The sequence below is a fragment of the Candidatus Pelagibacter sp. HIMB1782 genome, from assembly GCF_052047475.1.
Taxonomy (GTDB): domain Bacteria; phylum Pseudomonadota; class Alphaproteobacteria; order Pelagibacterales; family Pelagibacteraceae; genus Pelagibacter.
Map to the genome: position 1 here is coordinate 525,153 of NZ_JBNAKE010000002.1, position 20,181 is coordinate 545,333.

The window sequence follows — 20,181 nt, forward strand, 5'->3', positions numbered from 1 at the left end:
TAAGTATTATATTAGTAATATCAGTGTTGAGACATGATTAAAGAAATTAAATTTACAGATAATGCGTTAAAACAAATAGAAAGTTTGTTAGCAAAAAAAGACAAAGGTTCATTTTTTAGAATCGCTATTAAAGGTGGTGGTTGTTCAGGATTTCAATATGAATTCACTTTCGATAAATCAAAACAAGACGACGATTTAAATTATCAAAATATTTTAATTGATAAAACCTCTGCAGATTTACTTAAAGGATCTGAAGTTGATTATGTTTCTGAGTTAATAGGTGAACAATTTAAAATATCTAACCCACAAACAAAATCCTCTTGTGGTTGTGGTGTTTCTTTCTCACTTTAATGCTAATTTCATCCTGGAATGTCAATTCTGTAAGAGCACGAATTGAAAATATCAAAAGTTATTTATTAAAATATAAACCAGATATTTTAATGATGCAGGAAATCAAAACCGAAGATATAAATTTTCCTTATGATGATTTTTCTTCAATGGATTATGAAAGCCACGTATTTGGTCAAAAAAGTTATAATGGTGTAGCAATTATTTCTAAAAATAAATTAAAAAATATCAGAACTGATTTGATTAAAGATAAATTAAAACAATCAAGAATAATTTCTGCTGAATTTGAACATAAGAAAAAAACTATTCAAATAATAAATATATACACTCCAAATGGAAACCCTGTTGATACTGAAAAATATGACTACAAAAAAAATTGGCTAGATCAATTAATCAAACAACTAAAAATTTTATCTAAGAAAAATCCAAATTTAATTCTTGCAGGTGATTTTAATATTATTCCTTCATCAGAAGATGTTTATAATGTAAAAAGTTTTGAGGATGACGCTTTATATAGGTTGGAAATCAGAAAAAAATTTAGAGAGATGATAAATCTAGGTTTCAATGATGTGTATAGATATTTTAATGAAGAGAAAGAAGGATATACATTTTGGGATTATATGAGAGGTGCCTGGCAAAAAAATAATGGCATGAGAATTGATCATTTTTTAGTTTCAAATTCACTAATTGATCAAATTAAAGATATAAATATCAATAAAGACCCTCGTGGAAGAGAAAAACCCTCTGACCACACTCCTATTGAAATTACTTTAACTTAAAGATTTTATTTTATTAACTAACTCTTCGTTTATATTTCTTGGGCCATTGTCCAATCTATTTTTATGACGTCTTTCGCCAGGTAATCTTACTTCACCCATTGATTTCATCTTCTCAAAAAATTCTTCTGCATGTTTTTGCCAATCAGTTCCTGAAGTTTTATCTGGACTTATTGCTAATATAAATTCACCACCACTTGGAGGACCCCCATCATTATTATCTTTAGCAGCTGTTTCATAACTAAAATTATCACCAACTAAAGCGCCAGCTAATAATTCAACCATCATAGCAATCGCAGAACCTTTGTAACCACCAAAAGGTAATAATACTCCACCATCAGCAATTTCACCTGGATCAGTTGTTTCTTTTCCATCTTTAGTCAAACCAGTTCCAAGTGGAACTTTGTGCCCTTCTCTTTTAGCAACCTGAACTTCACCCATTGCCATCGATGCAGTTGCCATATCATAAACAACTGGAGTTTTGCCAGGTCTTGGCCAAGCAAATGAAATTGGGTTCGTTCCAAATAATGGTTTTATCGCTCCTGCAGGTGCAACAGCAGGCTTGTAAGACGTACATGCAAAAGCAACTAAATCATCTTCGGCTAACTTTTCTGTTTCAGGCCACATAGCAGCCATATGATGTGAATTATTTATTGCTAATACTGCAACACCATTTTCTTTTGCAGCTTTAGCTAGTTCTGGTAATCCTTTATTTAATACAACAGGTGCTAAACAATTATTTCCTTCAACTTTAATTACTGATGGAGATATTTTTTTAACTTCAGGTTTACCTTTTCCATTAATTTTTCCGCTTTTAAGACCAGTAACGTATGCTGGCAATCTAAATAAACCATGAGATACTGAGCCATCTCTTTCTGCATTTCTTATTAAATCTGATAAAATTGATGCTGTTTCATCATCGCATCCATTAGCCAAAAGAGTTTTTTTGGCAAGTTCAAATATTTCATCTAAGGTTAAAGATACTGTGCTCATTACTTCGATTTACACTTTTTACATAAACCAAAAAATTCTAAGTTATATTTGTTGTATCTCATTCCTGAGTCATCCTCAAAATTTGATAAATATTTTGAAAGTTTTGAATTATTTATCTCTGAAACCTTTTCACAGCTTTCACAAATAGAAAAAGCTGTTGCTTTAGAAATTTGGCAACTAGAATTTTGACATGCAATAAAAGCATTTCTGCTTTCGATCTTATGGATTTTTCCAATTTCAACTAATTTATCTAAAGCTCTATAAACTTGTAATGGTGCTTTAATCCCTTTTTTTTGAACATTAAAAAGAATTGAATAAGCCTTCATAGGTTCACCAGATTTATCAATGAGATCAAAAATTATTTTTTGGTTTTTAGAAAGATTGTGTTCTTTTTGCATCTATAAATTCTTATCAATTAGTCATTAGTTTTTCAATTGAATGGATTGCTTTATTTTAAACAAAGATAAAATGAATAAAAACAATGAAGCAGCAATAATTGAGGGTCCTGAAGCTGTGTTAAACTCAAGTGAAGAAAACAATCCTAGTATTACAGATAATAAACCACCTATAATTGAGAAAAATATCATTTTCTGAGGACTGTCTGAGATATTTCTAGCCATAGCAGCTGGAATGATTAGCATTCCGGTTATTAATAATAATCCTACCATTTTTATTGAAATTGCGATGATTGCTGCCATTAAAATTGTGAATACAGCTTTGGCTCGCTCTGGATTTAACCCTTCTGCCTCAGCTAATTCATAATTAACAGTCGATGCAAATAATGGTTTCCATATCAATTTTAAAATCAGCAATATGATAGCACCACCTATCCAAATTATTAGTATGTCATTTGTAGTTACAGCTAATATGTCACCAAACAACAGACCCATTATATCAAATCTAATGAATGTTAAAAAACCTATCACAACCAAGCCTACTGCTAGAGAAGAATGGGCTAATAAACCTAGCAAAGCATCACCAGGTAGATTAGTTTTTTTTTGAAGTTGAATAAGAATTAAAGCAACTACAGATGAAATTACAAAAACAGATAAGGCTATATTTAACTCTAAAGAATAAGCCATAGTCACTCCTAATAAAGCTGAGTGAGAGAGTGTATCACCAAAATAAGATAATCTTCTCCAAATTACAAAACAACCTAAGGGGCCAGTAACTAAAGCCACACCTATTCCCGCAACTAAAGCTCTAATAAAAAAATCATCAAACATATTAATTTTTCTTTATTTGCCCTTCCTCTGAATGAACATGGTCATGTTTATGTTCATATACAGAAAGAATTTGAGATGCTTTTTCACCAAATAAAGTTTTATATTCGGTGTTTTTTGCCACATCCATTGGTGTACCAGAACAGCAAACGTGGCCGTTTAAACAAACAACATGATCAGTAGCTGTCATGACAGTGTGTAAATCATGTGAAATTAACAAAATTCCACAATTGAGAGTGTCTGAAATTTTTTTAATCAATTCATAAAGAGCAATTTCACCTGTGTAATCTACACCTTGAACAGGTTCATCAAGAACTAATAATTCTGGTTTTTTTGAAATAGCCCTTGCTATTAAAACTCTTTGAAACTCACCCCCAGATAAATTTCCTAAATTTTTATTTTTTAAGTGAATGACACCAGTTAAATTTAAAGCTTCATCTATTACTTCCTCATCAATATTTTCTGTTAAAAGCATAAAATCATAAACACGAAGAGGTAATGTCCAATCTATGGATATTTTTTGAGGAACATATCCAATCTTGTTAGTATATTTTTCAACATTCCCTTCTATATTTTTATAAATGCCTAAAGCAATTTTCGCAGTTGTACTTTTTCCTGACCCGTTAGGACCAATTAAAGTTACAATTTTTCCTTTTTCAACTTTTAACGAAACACCTTCTACCAACCACTTTCCGTTTTGTCGAAAGCCTACATTATTTAGTTGAACCAAAGTTTTATTCTCAGAGTTCATTTATTCCTTGACTTGTAAATGTTATATTATTACATAATGTTATAATATAACAACTTTTAAATAATTACTTATGATAAATCTAAAAAAATTACCAATAATCTTTTCATTAATATCCTTTTTAACTATATTTTCATCAGCAAATGCTGAAATTAAAGTAGTTGCTTCTATTAAACCAATACATTCATTAGCAAGTTATTTAATGGATGGTGTAGGTAAACCAGATCTAATAGTGGATGGTTATAGCTCACCTCATGGATTTGCAATGAAGCCATCTCATGCAAAAATGCTTCAAAATGCTGATCTTGTGTTTTGGATAGGAGAAGATTTAGAAAATTTTTTAGAAAAACCGTTAAGTTCTATCGCAAAAAAAGCTGAAAAAATTGAACTGATAGAAATCAAAGGATTACAAGTATTAAAATTTAGAGAAAGAAATATTTTTGACGAACATGATCATGACGACCATGGACATGATGATGATCACGGTAAAAAAGAAGATGATCACGACCACGATCACGACGATCACGGTAAAAAAGAAGATGATCACGACCACGATCACGACGATCACGGTAAAAAAGAAGATGATCATGACGAACATGGACATGATGATCATAATGGACATGCACATGGTGAATTTGATCCACACATTTGGTTGGACCCAATTAATGCAAAAGCTATCTTAAATGAAATGGCAGAACATTTAATTGAAAATGATCCAAAAAATGAAGCTAAATACAAAAGTAATTTAGCTAAGGCTTTGCAAGAAATTGATAAACTTACAATTGATGTAATGACTGATTTAAGTAACAGCGTATCTTCAATTGTATTTCATGATGCTTATCAATATTTCGAGGAAAGATTTAACGTTAAAGTATTAGGTGCATTTACTGTTAATACTGATGTAATGCCTGGTGCAGAACAACTTGCTGAAATAAGAGAAATTATTGAGCATGATAAAGTAGCTTGTGTGTTCTCAGAGCCTCAGTTTAATCCTGATATTATCAATGCTGTAGCAAAAGATATGAAGATTAAAACTGGTGTTCTGGATCCTCTAGGTGCAACATTAGATCCAGGCAAAGATCTATATTTCAATTTAATAAGAAATATGTCTGCATCTTTCAAAGGTTGTTAATTAAAAATTAGGTTTAATCAGGGAATTTTTTTAAATTCTCGTATTAACATATAACATTCACTGATATTTTTATAATACAATAAGCATTGTAATTTTTTCTAAGAGGATTTATTTTCTTTATATTTTGATTTTATGAACGATTTAAATTTATTTAAAAAAAATGGCTTTCTTGTTAAAGAAAATTTAATTTCTCAAACAAAGATAAACAAAATAAATAAAATTGTTAATGAAGTAATTTCAAAAGAGAAAAAGAAAAAATATCGTAATGGTGTAAATGGAACTCAATCCTATAATAATTACCATTTTGTTTACAATTCAGACTCATCCAAAAATAAAGAAATTTTAAGACTAAATAATCCTCAGAACAGGCATAAAGTTTTCTATGAATTATCTAGAGATAAAAAGATTATATCCATAGCTAAAAAATTGTTAGGTGGAACAGTAAGATTTCATCTTGGTAAATTAAATTTTAAGCTTCCAAATAAGAAAAAAGGAAGTGAAATTGGATGGCACCAAGATTGGGCTTTTTACCCTCATACAAACGATGACTTAATCACAGTTGGTATATATTTAGATGATTGCTATGAGAAAAATGGGCCTCTTAAAATAATTAAAAATTCACACAAAAAGAAATTATACAGCCACCACAGTAAAGAAAATTATTTTGTTGGAAAAATAGATACTAAGAAAAATAAAATAGGAACTAAAGATAGTGTTTCTATAACAGGAACTGCTGGAACAGTTGTTTTTTTTCATTGTAGATCAGTTCATGGTTCTGGACATAATCTTATGAATAACTCAAGACCTTTAATTTTATTTGGTTATAGAGCTTGTGATGCTTGGCCATTAATCAATGATGGAAACCCTCATCCTGAAGTTAATTTAGAAAATTATGACAAAAATATTATTGTAGGAAATAAATCAATAAAACCAAGATTGACTAAAGTTCCAACCATAATCCCACTCCCTAAGAAGAAACATTATGTTTCTATTTACGAACTTCAAAAAAATTAAATAATTTTTAAATAAGAGAATAACCAGACGATCTAACGGTTCTAATCAGCTCTTTTTTGTTTTTAATATTTATAGATTTTCTTAATCTTCTGATATGGACATCTATTGTTCTACTCTCAACATTTACATTGTTTGGCCAAACGTTTTCTAAAATCTGATCCCTAGAATAAACTCTCTTTGGATTTACTAGAAAAAATTCTAGTAATCTAAATTCAGTTGGTCCAAGTTGGATTTCTTGGTCATCCCTATATACTCTTTTTTCAATTCTATCTAAATTTAAATCATCGTATGTTAAGTTGTTTGATACAGTATTTGGGTTTGATCTTCTTAATACAGCTTTAATTCTAGATTTAAGCTCATTAAAACTGAAAGGTTTTGTTAGATAATCATCTACTCCACTATCTAAACCTTTTATTTTATCCTCTTCCTCACCTTTTGCGGTTAGCATAATTATAGGTAAACTTTTAAAACTATTATCTTTTCTTATACTTTTACAAATTTCTATCCCTGAAAGATCAGGTAACATCCAATCTAATAATAGTAGATCAGGCTGAAATTTTTTTAATTCTTTTAAACCATCATTACCATTTAATGAGGATGATACTATAAAACCGTTTTTTTCTAGATTATGTTGAACTAATTGAATTATTGAAGGTTCGTCTTCAATAATAAATATCCTACCATTCATTTTTATTGTTGAATAACTTTTCCTTTAGGTCTGCTACCTTTTAAGTATTCACCTTTAATTAAAAAACAAATTGTTTCAGCAATATTAGTTATATGGTCTCCCGCTCTTTCAAGATTTTTTGTTGCGAAAATTAAATGGGTAGAAAAATCTAAATTTTTTTTATCTTTTGAAAGAAAATCAATAACACTTTCCATAGCTATATAGGTCAAATCATCAACTTGTTCATCTTTTTCCCATACCTCTTTAGCTTTGTCATAATTTTTATTTACATAACTATCTAGAACATCATTTAATTGTTTAATTACTAAGTCTCCTAATCTCTTTAAATTTCCTAATAACTCCTCAGGCAAATCTAATGGTAATGGTTTGACTTTTTTTGCATTACTTTTAGATAGATCACCTATTCTTTCCAAGTCCTGAGATATTTTTAAAGAACTAATTGTTTCTCTTAAATCAATAGCCATAGGTGCTCTTTTGACTAGTAGAGTCATAATCTGAGTATCAATTTTAGATCTAAATTTATTTATTTCTTCATCACTTTTAATAATTTTATCAATAGAGTCTTTATCAACTTTGATTACAGCATCCATAGAATCTACCATTTGAGACTCGGTTAAACTTCCCATTTTAATCACTGAGTCAATTAAGTATCTTAATTCTTCTTCGTAAGATTTTACTGTGTGCTCATTGCTCATAATTTATCCAAATCTACCTGTAATATAGTCTTGTGTCATTTTATTGTCAGGATTTTTAAAAATTTTCTCAGTTTTACCTACTTCAATTAGCTTACCTAGATGGAAAAAGCCTGTTTTTTGTGAAACTCTAACTGCTTGAGCCATTGAGTGTGTTACAATCACGATAGTATATGTTTTTTTTAATTCATCGATTAATTCTTCAATTTTTGCTGTTGCTATAGGATCTAATGCTGAACAAGGTTCGTCCATCAATATAACTTCAGGATTTACAGAGATTGCTCTTGCTATACACAATCTTTGTTGTTGACCCCCAGAAAGTCCTGTACCTGGTTCATCAAGTCTATCCTTAACTTCTTCCCACAAAGCAGCTTTTTTTAAGCTACTCTCAACAATTTCATCTAACTCGCTTTTGGATTCACCCTTGCCATGAATTTTTGGACCATACGAAATGTTATCATAAATACTTTTTGGAAATGGATTTGGTTTTTGAAAAACCATTCCCACTCTCTCCCTTAAAGATACAACATCTAAATTTTTGTCATTAATTTCAATACCATCAATTTCAATATTTCCAGTGACTTTACAGATATCAATTACATCGTTCATTCTATTCAGACATCGAATAAATGTAGATTTTCCACAACCAGATGGACCAATTAAAGCTGTAACCTCTTTTTCATTTAAATCTAAATTAACATCAAATAATGCCTGTTTTTCTCCGTAGAAAACATTCAAATTTTTTGATTTTATTTTTACACTATTCATTAGTTCCATCTTTTCTCAAATTTTTGTCTTAAATATACTGCTAAAAAATTCATTACAATTAAAAAACTTAATAACATCATAATAGTTGCAGATGTTTTCTCAACAAATCCTCTTTCTGCAGATTCTGACCATAAGTAAACTTGAACAGGTAATGAAGAAGATGGGTCAATTGGTGTTGATGGAATATCCACAACAAAAGCAACCATTCCAATTAAAATTAATGGTGCTGTTTCTCCCAAAGCTTGTGCTAATCCAATAATAGTTCCAGACAAAGTTCCAGGTAAAGCTAAAGGAACAACATGATGAAATACAGATTGAAATTTAGAAGCACCAACTGCTAAGGCTCCTTCTCTTATTGATGGTGGCACTGCCTTCAATGAAGCTCTACAAGGTATAATAATTCTTGGTAATGTCATCAGCGCCAAGGTTATACCTGCAACTAATGGAGTTGATCTGGGCAATTGGATAGTAGCTAGTAAAATTTGCAGAGCTAATAAACCATAAACTATTGAAGGAACAGCTGCTAAATTATTGATATTAATTTCTATAAAATCAGTAATTTTATTTTTTGGAGCAAATTCCTCTAAATAAATTGAAGCTAGTACAGCAACTGGAAATGCTAACAATAAACAAATTAATATACTATAGAACGAACCTACAAGAGCTCCTCCTATTCCAGCAATTTCAGGATCTCTAGAGTCTCCGTTTATAAAAAAATAATTATTAAAATTTTTTGTTATAGTTTTGTTTTCTACAAGTTTGTCATAAATTTTAAGTTGGAAATCAGATATTCTTCTTCTATCTTCAGGTAAATCTCTAGGATAATTACCTTTATGCAATTGATCAATATCATCAGAAGCTGTGATCTCTAATGTAATTGTTTTATCAATCAAATTATTTTTATTTGAAAACGCTTTTTTAATCTCAATTTCAGCATCTGTTGTAAATAAATCTATGAGAGCATTTTCCTCATCCATATTTTGTACTGGATATACTCTTAATAGACTTTCAATTGTAATATCAAAAAAATCAGATTCTAATATCTCCTCTTGAGAAGCACCTGGTTCAACTTCAATAAGATCTTTATCAAAGAAAACCTCAACTTTAATAGCAGTTTTCATGAAAGCAGAACTTCCTTTGGAAAATATGTTTTGGACCAAGATTATTACAAATAATAAAGCAAAAAATATTGATGCTAGACCATAAAATCTAAATCGTTTTTCAGCGTTATGTCTCTTTTTTAACCTTTGTTCTTTAGTCATATTTTTCTCGATATTTTTTAACTGCTCGTTGAGCAATGTAATTCAATATTAAAGTTGCAATAAATAAAGTTAAACCTAGTGCAAAAGCAGATTGAGTTTTTGGACTATCGAATTCTTGATCACCAACTAAAATCATTACAATTTGAGTTGTAATAGTAGTTGTTGACTCAAGTGGATTGATAGTAAGATTTGCCGCAAGTCCAGCAGCCATTACAACTATCATAGTTTCACCAATAGCTCTTGAAACTGCTAACAAAATAGAACCAATTATACCTGGTAATGCAGCTGGAATAACCACTTTCTTAATTGTCTCTGATTTCGTTGCTCCAATAGCATAAGATCCATCTCTGAGAGATTGCGGAACAGAATTAATTACATCATCAGATAAAGATGAAATATAAGGAATGATCATTATTCCCATTATTAATCCAGCCGCTAAAGCACTTTCTGATGAAACTGATAGACCTAAATTTTCACCAATCTGTCTAAAAAACGGACCAACAGTTAATGCTGCAAAGAAACCATAAACAACAGTTGGTATTCCTGCTAAAATTTCTATGATTGGTTTTGATACTCTTCTAATCTTTAATGAAGCATATTCAGCCATATATATACCTGAAAAAAGACCAATAGGTACAGCTACCAACATGGCTATGAATGCAATAAAAGTTGTGCCAGCAATTAATGGTATAAATCCAAACGCATCTTTTAGTTCCTCTAATTCTTCTGGTGTAATTGCTGATGCATCTCTTACAAATGCTCTTTGTGGACTCCAATTAGTACCAAATAAATAATCAAAAATATTTATTACAGAAAAGAATTTTATACTTTCAAATAATAATGAGAAAATAATTCCAAGTGTAGTTAAAATAGCAATAAGGGAGGATACAAACAGCAAACCTTTTAAAATTATTTCAACATCATCTCTTGCTTTATTGTTATTTTTAATTTTTTTTAATGAATAAATTACTGATAAAATAACAATGGTAAAAATTAATACTATTTTAGAGTTTGTAAAAAGATTAATAAACTTAGCATAAGCAATAGCACTTTCTTTTAAAATAATATCTATATCACCAAAGTATGTTCCCAGATGTATTGCTTTAATTTTTTCATAAATTAAATTTGCTTCATTTTTATCATTGAAAATCGCTCCTTGATTTGAAGCAGTTTCGATAATTATTGATTTAATTATTACAGGTTCAAAAAGAGACCATACTAATAAAAAAACTAAAGCTGGTAAAGAGCACCATAAAACTAAATAATAACCATAAAACTTTGGTAAAGCGTTTAATTTTATTTTTTTTTCAATTGAAATACTTTTTGTTTTTGAACGACCATAAAAAAATAGCGAAAAAGAAAATATTGTAATTAAAAATATAAGAACAAAATTCATTGAAGATTTCTATATCTTCCCTTTGTTACAGTTTTGTTACAAATTAAATCACTGATTGAATTAAAAAAGGCCAGTAAAATTCTGGCCTTTTTCCAGGATAACTTTTATCTATTTAATATTAATTATATTTAAATCTAAAGCCGCTGATCTTGTTGTTTTGTACTCTTCAGAAGCTAGAGGAACTAGCCCAATTTTTGCTAAATAACCTCTGTTACTCATAGCTTTTTTTGAAGTAAACTCTTTTAAAAATTCCTGAATACCAGGAATTACTCCGATATGAGCTTTTTTAACATAAAAGAATAATGGTCTAGCAATTGGATAAGAATAATCTTGAATACCTTCTAAAGATGGTTGTACACCTTCAATAGAAGCTGCTTTTACCTTATCTTTGTTCGCCACAAGGTAACTGTAACCAAAGAAACCATAAGCATCAGGGTTAGACGTTAGTTTCTGTACAATAAGAGTGTCATTTTCACCTGCCTCAACTGCATAACCGTCTTCTCTAATTTTTGCACATTCTTTTTTAGCCTTATCTCCAAACAGAGATTTAGCTGATTTTGAACAACCTTTAACCATTACAAGAGAATTCCATGCATCTCTAGTTCCTGAAGTAGGTGGAGCAACTAATATTTCAATTTTTTTGTTAGGAAGACTTGCATCAATATCACTCCATTTTTTATAAGGATTTTCAACAAGTTTACCATCAACATCGACTTTAGCTGCTAATGCTCTCCATAATTGTTCTTTTGAAAAATTAGCATCTGGCGCACTTACTGCATGAGCAAAGGAAATACCATCATTACCTACTACAATTTCAATAATTTCAGATACACCATTTTTTTCACATAAAGCTTTTTCTTTTGGTTTAATAGCTCTTGATGCATTAGTTACATCTGGGTGGTTAACACCTACACCAGCACAGAACAATTTCATTCCACCACCAGTACCTGTACTCTCAATAACTGGAGTTTTAAACTTCCCAGTTTTACCGAATTTTTCTGCTACAACTGTTGCATAAGGATATACAGTTGATGATCCTACAATTTTGATTTGATCTCTTGAGTAACTAGTTGTTGTAAAACTTAATACTAAAAGAAATCCAAATATTACACTTATTACTTTTTTCATAATTCTCCTTTTTAGATTCATATGCGAACTAAATAGATTTGATTCTTAAATATTTTATTAAAGGAAGGTTAAACTTTTGTTACAACTACTAACTTTTTAGTTGTATTATAGTGAGTTGAATTTGATATCTATTGTTGTTCCTTGATTTTCTACACTATTAATATCCATTTCAGCTCTATGTTGTGAAACTAAATGTTTAACAATAGCTAAACCAAGACCAGTTCCTCCAACACTACGACTTTTACTAGGATCAACTGTAAAAAATCTCTCTGTGATTCTATGCAAAGATTCTTTTGGTATACCTATTCCCTGATCTGTTATTGAAACAATATTAAGTTCACCATCTTTTTTTGTAGAAATTGTAATTTCTTTATTTTTGTCACTATATTTAATTGAGTTATCAATAAGGTTTGTAAAAATTTCAATTAATTTATCTCTGTCACCAATTATTTTAAAATTTTCAATTTTATTAAATTTAATTTTAATATTATTTTTACTAATTATTTTTTCGTATGTTTTAATTACATAATCTAACAATTCTATTAAATCTATCTCATGAGTTGGCCTTATGTGCTCTTGCAGTTCTATTTTTGATAATGACAATAAATCTCTAATCAAATTTTCCATTCTTTCTGATTGAGATATCATTACTGGTAGCAAATTGTTTATTTCTGAATTTTTTTTTAATTCTGAATTGTCATCAAAGGTCTCAAGGCCCATTTTAATTGACTGTAATGGTGTTCTAAGTTCATGAGAAACATTAGCTACAAAATCTGATTTTAGCTGCTGAAATTTATGGAATTCAGTTAAATCTCTCATTAGCAGCACGCATGATTGTTCATCAAAAAAAATGTTATTGTGATCTAAATAAGCAGTTATATTTAATCTTTGAGTTGCTTGATTTCTGATTTCAATTTCTAAATCTGTAACATTTGTGCCTTGAAAAGCTTTATCAATAGAATTTAAAAGATCTGGATTACGTAAAAATCCACTTATATTTTCATTTAATTTTATTTGAAAAAGTTTATTTGAGGAATTATTGCTAAAAATTATTTTTTTACTTTTATCTAAAATTAATACAGCTTCAGGAATGTAATTTAGCAAATTATATAAATTCTTTCTATAATCTTTGCTTTCAATAATTTTTACTTTTTCTTTTTCAAAATTATCTTCAGTATTAATTCCAAATACTCTTTCTTTTTTTAACAATAAAAATGTTAATACAACAATAATTAAAACTAAAATTATTATTAAAAGTTCCATTAAATTATAGTATTATGAAAATACTATTAGTAAATAATCAAAAATTTGATTTTTTACATAAAATCATTAAAACATTTTTCTGTCATGAAAAACAATCAAAATAAATACGGATTTACTAAAAAAGAATGGAATAATATGAGTCCAATTAGAAAATTAGAGAGAAAACTTGATAGAGTAAATCATATTATGGAACTAATAAGAACCATTGTTCCAATAATGCTGTTGCTTTTGAATACAATAATTATTCTTAAATTATTCAACTATATTTAAAATAGCTTAATCCCAATCACCCCAATAACTATAAGTACAATAGAGATTATTTTTTTAAGATTGATAGTTTCTTTTAAGAAGAGATAGCCAATAAATATTGAGAAAAAAATACTTGTTTCTCTTAGAGCTGCAACTAGAGGAATTGAAGCTTTTGTGAAACCCCAAACAACAATTACATAGATAATAAAAGATATAGATCCACCTACCCAAAATATCATTTTTGCATCTTTAAAAACCTTTGAAAAAATATTCTCATGTTTATTAAGTTTTAAAATGATAGGAAAAACTAAAGCACTAAATAAAAAGGAAAAGCTAATATAGGATATTGCTGATGTACTTACTCTTGCCCCATATCCATCTATTAGAGAATAAAGACCTATAAATGATCCGGTAAGTAATGAGTATTTAATTATCTCAATTTGATTTTGGTTTTTTGAACCAAATAATCCAAGAAACATAATTCCTGCACAGATTAATAATATTGATACTAGAGTTGCTATTTTAAATACAACGCCAAGAAATATTATGGAGATTAATGTAGCCAACAAAGGTCCAAAGCCTCTGAATATTGGATAGACATTAGTGTAGTCACCTACTTTGTAAGAATTCAGCATATACCATTGATAACCTTGGTGAGCTAATACGCTGGCTATTATGTACGGTAGAGACTCTTTTCCAGGTAAAGGAAAATACAAAATACAAATTAAAGCTAAAGGTATGTGGCCTAAAACAATAGCTAGAACCGCTATAGCCTTATCTGGATGATGTTTAACCATCGCATTCCAAATAGCGTGCATAACAGTTGCCAACAAAATTACAAAAAAGACTGTAGTGTCCATTATTTATTTATTTTACTCTACCGTAAACGTCTTGAAATCTTACAATGTCAGTTTCTTTTAGTATTGAGCCAACTTGAGCCTCAACAATCTTAACTGGTATTTTTCCAGGATTTTGAACTCTGTGAATGGCTTCTAATGGAATAAATATATGCTCTCCAGGTTTTTTAGTAATTATATCTTTATTAAGTGTTATTTTGGCATTTCCTTGAGTAACCAACCAATGTTCAGCACGGTGATGATGTTTTTGCAAACTTAAAATGCCTTTTGGTTTTACATAAAGTTCTTTAATTAAAAACTCTTTACCCTCAAATAGGTTTGTGTATCTACCCCATGGTCTGTAATAAACATTTTTCTTCTTAATGTATTTGTATTTATTTTTGTCATACATTTTTAAAATTTCTTTCCAGCTTCCAAGATCTGACCAAGGTATATCTAAATTAATTGCATTAATTTGCTTTGTTTTTTCAAGTATTGTGTAATCAAACGATTTAGCGGTTGCTTTTATAAATGAAGCTTTATTTAAATGATAAGTGTTTGATTTATATTTTGCCTTATTAACTGCTGCTACACAATTTCTATATATAGTTGGGTTATATTTTTTAAAGTTATTGATGATTGAATCTTTTCGAAGATAAAACATTCCTGAGTTCCAATATCCATTTTTTCGAATGATTTCTTTTGCTTTTGCTTCTTTAGGTTTTTCAATAAATCTAGTTACTTTATTTATGTTTCCTTTAATTTTTTTGGTTAAGAAATAACCGTAATCACTTGTTGGGGATTTTGGTTTGATGCCAAATACAAAAATATTATTTTCATTAAGATTAGATTTATTTTTATTGATGGCCTTGTTAAATATATTCATCTTCTCAATCAAATGATCAGCTGTAAAAAACATTAGCGGCTGATTATCAGGAATATCTTTAATTAAAGCTGTGCTTAAAATAGCTGGGGCTGTGTTTCTTTTTGCTGGCTCTACAACAATTTTATATTTACTGATTTTATTTTTTCTTAAATGATGTTTAACTTTACTTAGATATTTTTTGTTTGTGCTTATAATGGGTGCATCATAAATGGATGCTTTTGTTCTGTCTAAGGTTTTTCCAAGTAAAGTCCAATTTCCAAAATCAATAAACTGTTTTGCTTGATGATTTTTAGAATTAGGCCAAAGACGGGTACCAGCACCACCACATAAAATTACTGGTCTTATTTTCATTAAATCTCTGAGTAATCTTTAACTTCCTTTTTCTTACCTGGATGAGTTGGAGCACCTAAATATGCTGGTCCAACAGTTTGCGCATATTTCCACAAAGTTCCTGATCCAAAGTCAGATTTTTTAGCTTTCCATTTTCTTCTTCTTGATGCTAATTCTTTTTTAGAAAGTCTAACATTGATAGTTCCTTTTTTGGCATCAATATCAATGATATCTCCGTTCTTTAATAGACCAATAGGACCCCCTAGAGCGGCCTCAGGGCCTACGTGACCTACACAAAAGCCTCTTGTAGCTCCAGAGAACCTTCCGTCAGTTATAAGGGCTACTTTCTCCCCTTTTCCCTGACCATAAATTGCACCAGTTGTAGATAGCATTTCTCTCATACCAGGACCTCCAACTGGTCCTTCGTATCTAATAATAATTACATCACCATCATTATACTTTCTGCTTTGAACGGCTTTCATAGCACTTTCTTCATTATCAAAGCATCTTGCTTTTCCAGTAAATTGTAATTTCTTAAGTCCTGCAACTTTAACAATTGCTCCTTCTGGAGCTAAGTTTCCTTTTAATCCAACAACACCACCTGTTGGAGATAATGGATCTTTATAAGATCTCATTACTTTTTGTTTAGGATTAAATTTAATATTTTTTAAATTTTCTTTCATGGTTTTACCTGTAACCGTCATACAGTCTCCATGAATATATCCACCTTCGTATAAAGTTTTTAATAACATAGGAACACCACCTGCTAACCACATATCTTTTGCAACATATTTTCCACCAGGTTTTAAATCTGCAAGATAAGGAGTTCTTTTAAATATTTTTGCAACATCCATTAAATCAAATTTAATACCTGCTTCATTAGCAATAGCTGGTAAATGGAGACCTGCATTTGTAGATCCTCCTGTTGCAGCAACAATTGTTGCAGCGTTTTCTAAAGCTTTTCTTGTAACAATATCTCTTGGCTTAATTTTTTTCTGCAAAAGGTTCATAACCATTTTACCACTTTCTTTTGCATACTTATCTCTTTCCTCATAAGGAGCAGGTGTTCCTGCTGAATAAGGTAACGCTAAACCAATTGCTTCAGATACACATGCCATTGTGTTTGCAGTAAATTGACCTCCACAAGCACCAGCACTTGGACAAGCAACTAATTCTAATTTTCTAAGTTCTGCCGCTGACATTTGGCCTGATGAATGTTTTCCAACTGCTTCAAATACATCTACTACAGTTACATCTTTTCCTTTGTACGTACCTGGAAGAATTGATCCTCCATAAATAAATACACTTGGTACATTAAGTCTAACCATTGACATCATTAAACCTGGTAACGATTTATCACAGCCAGCAATACCGACTAATGCATCATAACAATGTCCTCTAACAGTAAGTTCAGCGGAGTCTGCAATAACTTCTCTTGAAATTAATGAAGATTTCATTCCTTCATGACCCATTGCAATTCCATCAGTAACAGTAATTGTACAAAATTCTCTTGGCGTTCCACCATTTGTTCTGACACCTTTTTTAACAGATTGTGCTTGTCTCATTAAAGCTATGTTGCAAGGTGCCGCTTCATTCCAAGTTGAAACTACTCCAACAAAGGGCTTTGCTACATCTTTTTCAGTTTCACCCATTGCATAGTAAAAAGATCTATGTGGTGCTCTATCTGGTCCTAATGATGTATGTCTACTTGGAAGTTTCTTTTTATTAAATTTTGCCATTATATACCCTTTATAGTTACTGATATTTTCTCAATATCATTCTTTAAATTATTATAATTAGTTTTTTCTTGTTCAACAATCTCTTTTGGAGCGCGGTCTATAAAACTTTTATTCTCTAATCTTTGAGAAATTTTATTCATTTCTTGTTCTAATTTACTTTGTTTAGTTGTTAAATTTTCTTTGATTAATTTTAAATCCACATCTTTATCAAAATAAATTTTAAATAAATCACCTGAGACAACCATTGTTGCAGCAGGTTTTTCTAAATCATCATCAAGTATATTATTTATTCTTCCAAGTTTTTTTAAAATTACTTCGTTCTTATTAACAAATTCTTTTTGATAGTCATTGATACCTTTAACTGAAACATCAATAAATGATCCTGGGCTAACATTTAGCTCATTTTTAAAGGATCTAAGCTCTGAAATTATGTTGATGATATTTTCTACCTGCTCTGTACTATTATCTTTATTAACTTCTCCTGTTACCCAATTTTTATACATCAAATAATCACTACCATTCTTATCAAATTGGTCTTTGAGCCATATTTCCTCTGTTACAAACGGGATAAATGGGTGTAGTAAAATTAATATTTGTTTAAATACATATGATGATACTTTTTTAACCTCAGCTTTTGCATCATTATCGTCTGAAAAAAGAATAGTTTTAGACAACTCCAGATACCAATCACAATATGAGTGCCAAGCAAACTGATAAGCGTTTTTTGCAGCTTCATCAAATCTATAATCTTCAAGATTTTTTTGAATTTTATTCTTTGCCTCTATAAGCTCCGAATATATCCACTTATTAATATTTACATTTAAATTAGGTAGATCATCAATATCTTTAAAATCACATTCATTTGTTATTAAAAAGTTATTAGCATTCCATAATTTATTTAGAAAATTTCTATAACCTTTAACTCTATCTTCTGATAATTTTACATCGGTCCCTGGTGAAGCCATTGAAAGCAAGGTAAATCTCAATGCATCAGCACTGTATTTTTCTATTAAATCTAAAGGGTCAATTACGTTTCCTTTTGATTTAGACATTTTCTGTCCTTTTTCGTCTCTTACAAGTGCGTGAACATATATATCTTTAAACGGTTCTTTATCTAGAAATTCTGTTCCAAACATAATCATTCTAGCAACCCAGAAAAAGATAATATCAAAACCAGTTACCAATACTGAAGTTGGATAAAATTTCTTTAAATAATCATCATCCTCTGGCCACCCTAAAGTAGCAAAAGGCCATAAACCAGATGAAAACCAAGTGTCTAAAACATCAGGATCTCTAACTAATTCTACTTCTTTTTTGTAAAATTCTTTTGCTTGTGATTTTGCTTCTTGTTCATTTACAGCTACAAAAATTTTATTATCGGGTCCGTACCATGCAGGTATTTGATGTCCCCACCACAATTGCCTTGAAATACACCAAGGCTCAATATTGTTCATCCATTGAAAATATGTCTTTGACCAATTTTCAGGAAAGAAATTTGTTTTTTTTGAATTAACAACTTCTTTAGCTTTAACAGATAATTTTCCAGCATCAGCAAACCACTGTTCTGTTAAGAAAGGTTCAATTATAGAATTAGATCTATCACCATATGGAACTTTATTTTTAATATTTTCTTCTTTTACAAAAAATTCTTTTTCTTTAAGTTCTTTTAAAATTCTTTTTCTAGCTTCAAATCTATCAAGACCTTTGTAGTGATCAGGTGCGTTTTCATTTATTTTACCTTCTTCAGTAAAAATATTTATTATTTCTAGATTGTTTCTTTGACCAACATCATAATCATTAAAGTCATGCGCAGGAGTTATTTTCAATGCACCTGTCCCTTGCTCAGGATCAGCATAATCGTCTTCTATAATTTTAATTTTTCTTCCAACAATTGGAATAGTTGCTGTTTTGCCAACAAAAGATTTAAACCTCTCATCTTTTGGATTAACAGCTATAGCAGTGTCGCCTAGCATTGTTTCAGGTCTTGTGGTTGCTATAGTTATAAATTCACTAGTTCCATCTATAGGATACTTAATGTAGTAAATTTTTGAATTTACCTCTCTTTGATCTACCTCTAAATCTGAAATAGCTGTTTTAAGTACGGTGTCCCAGTTTACTAATTTCTTATCTTTGTAAATTAAACCTTTATTATAAAGTTCTACAAAAACCTTAATAACTGATTTAGATAAGTTTTCATCCATTGTGAATGCATTCCTTGACCAGTCACAAGAACAACCAAGTTTTTTTAATTGATTGATTATTATGTCACCATATTGCTCTTTCCACTCCCAAACCTTTTCAATAAATTTATCTCTACCTATCTCATTCTTATCTATCTTTTCAGAAGTGAGTTTTTTCTCTACTAAGGCTTGCGTTGCAATACCAGCGTGGTCAGTTCCTGGTTGCCATAAAGTTTCATAATTATTCATCCGATGGTAACGTACTAATAAATCTTGAATAGAATTATTTAATGCATGCCCCATATGAAGACTTCCAGTTACATTTGGTGGAGGAATTACTATTGAAAATTTTTTAGAATTTTTTTTTGGTTTAAATAATTCGTTTTTTTCCCAATATGAATAAATCTTATTTTCAACTTCAGAATGGATATATTTATCGTTACTCATTGATTTTAAAGTTTATAATTTAATAATCTTATTTAACAATAATCAATTTGGAACGTTATTTAATAGACTAATATAAAAAATTT

Annotated in this window: 20 protein-coding genes; 5 read left to right on the forward strand and 15 right to left on the reverse strand. The window is 29.8% G+C overall.

All coding sequences use genetic code 11. From position 1 onward, the window contains the following. The first annotated feature begins 33 nt into the window (after positions 1 to 33). Together ACTTAO_RS07455 and xth are read left to right on the forward strand one after the other, a co-directional pair. Complete coding sequence (locus tag ACTTAO_RS07455) at positions 34 to 351, forward strand: HesB/IscA family protein (protein ID WP_262589230.1); 318 nt, start codon at positions 34 to 36, stop codon at positions 349 to 351. Then, the gene (gene xth, locus ACTTAO_RS07460; RefSeq protein WP_440691729.1) at positions 351 to 1,127 is read left to right on the forward strand and encodes an exodeoxyribonuclease III; all 777 of its coding nucleotides are present in this window, start codon (positions 351 to 353) and stop codon (positions 1,125 to 1,127) included. The genes ACTTAO_RS07455 and xth overlap by 1 nt, the downstream gene beginning before the upstream one ends. Here the strand turns inward: xth and ACTTAO_RS07465 are convergent. Genes ACTTAO_RS07465 through ACTTAO_RS07480 form a run of 4 tightly spaced genes read right to left on the reverse strand, consistent with a single transcriptional unit; the run spans position 1,119 to position 4,091 of the window. Continuing rightward, complete coding sequence (locus tag ACTTAO_RS07465; protein ID WP_440691731.1) at positions 1,119 to 2,117, reverse strand: Ldh family oxidoreductase; 999 nt, start codon at positions 2,115 to 2,117, stop codon at positions 1,119 to 1,121. The two genes, xth and ACTTAO_RS07465, sit on opposite strands and share 9 nt — an antisense overlap. Then, on the reverse strand, positions 2,117 to 2,515 hold the full coding sequence (locus ACTTAO_RS07470; protein WP_440614396.1) for a Fur family transcriptional regulator: 399 nt from the start codon (positions 2,513 to 2,515) through the stop codon (positions 2,117 to 2,119). Before ACTTAO_RS07470 ends, ACTTAO_RS07465 begins: the two co-directional genes overlap by 1 nt. Positions 2,516 to 2,539: 24 nt before the next feature. After that, positions 2,540 to 3,343 carry a metal ABC transporter permease gene (locus tag ACTTAO_RS07475; protein ID WP_440634127.1) on the reverse strand — a complete coding sequence of 268 codons (804 nt, stop codon included), beginning with the start codon at positions 3,341 to 3,343 and terminating at the stop codon, positions 2,540 to 2,542. Between the two features lies 1 nt (position 3,344). Continuing rightward, on the reverse strand, positions 3,345 to 4,091 hold the full coding sequence (locus tag ACTTAO_RS07480) for an ATP-binding cassette domain-containing protein (protein WP_440691733.1): 747 nt from the start codon (positions 4,089 to 4,091) through the stop codon (positions 3,345 to 3,347). 70 nt (positions 4,092 to 4,161) lie between these two features. Between ACTTAO_RS07480 and ACTTAO_RS07485 the strand changes: the two genes are divergently transcribed. Together ACTTAO_RS07485 and ACTTAO_RS07490 are read left to right on the forward strand one after the other, a co-directional pair. Next, on the forward strand, positions 4,162 to 5,220 hold the full coding sequence (locus tag ACTTAO_RS07485) for a zinc ABC transporter substrate-binding protein (protein ID WP_440691735.1): 1,059 nt from the start codon (positions 4,162 to 4,164) through the stop codon (positions 5,218 to 5,220). Between the two features lie 132 nt (positions 5,221 to 5,352). Further along, positions 5,353 to 6,234 carry a phytanoyl-CoA dioxygenase family protein gene (locus tag ACTTAO_RS07490; RefSeq protein WP_440691736.1) on the forward strand — a complete coding sequence of 294 codons (882 nt, stop codon included), beginning with the start codon at positions 5,353 to 5,355 and terminating at the stop codon, positions 6,232 to 6,234. Positions 6,235 to 6,241: 7 nt separating this feature from the next. Here ACTTAO_RS07490 and phoB read toward each other — a convergent pair whose 3' ends face one another. The 7 genes from phoB to ACTTAO_RS07525 all read right to left on the reverse strand — a co-directional run bounded on the left by phoB (position 6,242) and on the right by ACTTAO_RS07525 (position 13,431). Further along, positions 6,242 to 6,922 (reverse strand): phosphate regulon transcriptional regulator PhoB, encoded by a 681-nt coding sequence (gene phoB / locus ACTTAO_RS07495; RefSeq protein ID WP_440691738.1) that lies wholly within the window; start codon positions 6,920 to 6,922, stop codon positions 6,242 to 6,244. Between the two features lie 2 nt (positions 6,923 to 6,924). After that, the gene (gene phoU / locus ACTTAO_RS07500; protein WP_262589241.1) at positions 6,925 to 7,617 is read right to left on the reverse strand and encodes a phosphate signaling complex protein PhoU; all 693 of its coding nucleotides are present in this window, start codon (positions 7,615 to 7,617) and stop codon (positions 6,925 to 6,927) included. Between the two features lie 3 nt (positions 7,618 to 7,620). Next, positions 7,621 to 8,382, reverse strand: a complete 762-nt coding sequence (gene pstB / locus ACTTAO_RS07505; protein WP_440691740.1) for a phosphate ABC transporter ATP-binding protein PstB — start codon at positions 8,380 to 8,382, stop codon at positions 7,621 to 7,623. After that, the gene (gene pstA / locus ACTTAO_RS07510) at positions 8,382 to 9,644 is read right to left on the reverse strand and encodes a phosphate ABC transporter permease PstA (protein WP_440691741.1); all 1,263 of its coding nucleotides are present in this window, start codon (positions 9,642 to 9,644) and stop codon (positions 8,382 to 8,384) included. The genes pstB and pstA overlap by 1 nt, the downstream gene beginning before the upstream one ends. Further along, complete coding sequence (gene pstC / locus ACTTAO_RS07515; RefSeq protein WP_440691743.1) at positions 9,637 to 11,040, reverse strand: phosphate ABC transporter permease subunit PstC; 1,404 nt, start codon at positions 11,038 to 11,040, stop codon at positions 9,637 to 9,639. The genes pstA and pstC overlap by 8 nt, the downstream gene beginning before the upstream one ends. A 108-nt stretch (positions 11,041 to 11,148) precedes the next feature. Beyond that, a complete protein-coding gene (locus ACTTAO_RS07520; RefSeq protein ID WP_440691745.1) occupies positions 11,149 to 12,168 on the reverse strand; it encodes a substrate-binding domain-containing protein in 1,020 nt (339 codons plus the stop codon). 105 nt (positions 12,169 to 12,273) lie between these two features. Beyond that, complete coding sequence (locus ACTTAO_RS07525; protein ID WP_440691747.1) at positions 12,274 to 13,431, reverse strand: ATP-binding protein; 1,158 nt, start codon at positions 13,429 to 13,431, stop codon at positions 12,274 to 12,276. Positions 13,432 to 13,515: 84 nt separating this feature from the next. Between ACTTAO_RS07525 and ACTTAO_RS07530 the strand changes: the two genes are divergently transcribed. Next, a complete protein-coding gene (locus ACTTAO_RS07530; protein ID WP_262589247.1) occupies positions 13,516 to 13,701 on the forward strand; it encodes a hypothetical protein in 186 nt (61 codons plus the stop codon). On the opposite strand, the gene ACTTAO_RS07535 is transcribed toward ACTTAO_RS07530, so the two are convergent. From ACTTAO_RS07535 to ACTTAO_RS07550, 4 genes are read right to left on the reverse strand one after another with little or no spacing between them, the layout of a single operon-like run. After that, entirely contained in the window at positions 13,698 to 14,540 is an 843-nt protein-coding gene (locus ACTTAO_RS07535) for an EamA family transporter (protein WP_440691749.1), read from the reverse strand. The two genes, ACTTAO_RS07530 and ACTTAO_RS07535, sit on opposite strands and share 4 nt — an antisense overlap. 7 nt (positions 14,541 to 14,547) lie before the next feature. Continuing rightward, positions 14,548 to 15,753: a sugar phosphate nucleotidyltransferase gene (locus ACTTAO_RS07540; protein WP_440691751.1), complete on the reverse strand. Its 1,206-nt coding sequence runs from the start codon at positions 15,751 to 15,753 to the stop codon at positions 14,548 to 14,550. Next, positions 15,753 to 17,471 (reverse strand): dihydroxy-acid dehydratase, encoded by a 1,719-nt coding sequence (ilvD, locus tag ACTTAO_RS07545; protein ID WP_440691753.1) that lies wholly within the window; start codon positions 17,469 to 17,471, stop codon positions 15,753 to 15,755. The genes ACTTAO_RS07540 and ilvD overlap by 1 nt, the downstream gene beginning before the upstream one ends. Beyond that, the gene (locus tag ACTTAO_RS07550; protein WP_440691754.1) at positions 17,471 to 20,098 is read right to left on the reverse strand and encodes a valine--tRNA ligase; all 2,628 of its coding nucleotides are present in this window, start codon (positions 20,096 to 20,098) and stop codon (positions 17,471 to 17,473) included. Before ACTTAO_RS07550 ends, ilvD begins: the two co-directional genes overlap by 1 nt. Positions 20,099 to 20,181 lie beyond the last annotated feature (83 nt).